Below are 1598 nucleotides of genomic sequence, written 5' to 3'. Positions count from 1 at the left end.
TGCTTAACCCTTCTGATGTATTCCTCCTTACGCTTTGAAGGCTTCTTCCACTGCTTCCATAACAGCTGTCTTATCCTTCTGCGGATCCACTTGTCTGTTTCCACCATCCAACTCACAGGAATAGCTCCCTTGAAGTAATTGCACCAGCCTCTGAGTTTTAACAGCAAACGTCTTTGTACCGCCAGAATACCTCCTTTGGCTCGTCTATCAAGGATTTCCTTTAGGGTTTCAGCAAGCTTAAGTCTCTTCTTTTGGTGGACGACAGGAAAGAACTTCCACGTGGGACACTCCTTTCTTTTCTTCGCAGATACCTTAGTGGTAAAAGCAAAGCCCAAAAACTGAGTCTTTTCACAGGCATGCAGTATTTTGGTTTTCTCAGTGTTTACTTTAAGGAACAGCTTATTCTCAATAAACTTCGTGACATTCCCAAGTATCCGTTCTGCAGCTTTCTTACTGCCACAGAAGATAACCATGTCATCCGCATATCTGACAAACTTTATTCCCCTCGAATCAAGCAGTTGATCCAATTCATTTAACAGAACGTTGGCAAGTACGGGACTGATGACTCCTCCCTGGGGGGTGCCTATCGTGTTCTTCTTGCCGACTTTTCCATCTTCAGATATTGGAGCTCTCAGAAATCTGTGAATCAGCGAGATTACCCTTCCGTCTTTTATCCTGTCTGATAAAAGCTGAAGCAGTTTACTGTGATTTACCGTATCAAAGAACTTGCTCAGATCCAAGTCTATAACCCATTCCAACCCGCTGTTTACATACTCCGTGGCTCTATTGATCGCATCTCGACAACCCCGTTTTGGTCTGAAGCCAAAGCTGTTATCAGAAAATACCTTCTCGTACTCCTCCGATAATACCAAGGCTACAGCCTGTTGGATGAATCTGTCTATCACCGTCGGTATGCCCAACGGACGCTTATCTCCATTGTCTTTGGGAATATATACCCGCTTAATTGGTTTTGGTCTGTATGTACCGTTTCTTACCGATTCTGAGATTTGGTACGGGTGACTCTGGATGTATTCGGTAATCTCCCCCGTCTTCATCCCGTCTACTCCGGCTCCGCCCTTGTTGGCGATTACCCGCCCAATGGCTTCAGCCATCGTCCCGTGACTGAGTATTCTCTCTAAAGTTATCGGTTCGAATTCGTTCTTGCTAATCATATGTTTATATCGCCAGTCCCTCATCACACTCCCCTCAGGGTACCCTTGTGCACTCCACTACTATTCCCTTCGGTCGGCCTTCGCTTCTGTCTTATGCCTTATTTTCAGTGCTTGGGTTTGCGTTCCTCCTACTTTCACAATTGTTTTGTTCGGCCCTTCACGCATACTCATCGCTAGTATAGCCTCTGCTGACTTCCTACTATTAGTTGTTACTACCTCTCGGCTAGTAGGACCTCCTCGGGTAAGTACACTCTCTTTCGCTTCATCACTGCCATCTTTACGTTTATGACTCTGTCTAGCTGTTGGACTTCGTGTTTCTGTGCACACTTATCCGCCATACCCGCCTGAGATGATTTCTGTTCGTCAGTTCGAAGTTTTACTATCGCTTCTTTCAGCTGCCACATTACTGTGACCACCTTGCGATTC

Annotated in this window: 2 protein-coding genes; both read right to left on the bottom strand. The window is 45.7% G+C overall.

The features are described from left to right. The coding region (gene ltrA / locus J6I68_RS03660) for a group II intron reverse transcriptase/maturase (protein WP_292217512.1) at nucleotides 1-1172 on the bottom strand (1172 nt) is incomplete at its 3' end. 212 nt (nucleotides 1173-1384) lie between these two features. Further along, nucleotides 1385-1598 (bottom strand): hypothetical protein (locus J6I68_RS03655; protein ID WP_292217509.1); only part of this gene is annotated, 214 nt, incomplete at its 5' end.

The sequence above is a fragment of the Butyrivibrio sp. genome (assembly GCF_017940685.1).
Classification (GTDB): domain Bacteria; phylum Bacillota; class Clostridia; order Lachnospirales; family Lachnospiraceae; genus Butyrivibrio.
The sequence above is the reverse complement of the archived record's forward strand: the minus strand, read 5'-3'. Positions and strand labels throughout refer to the sequence as shown.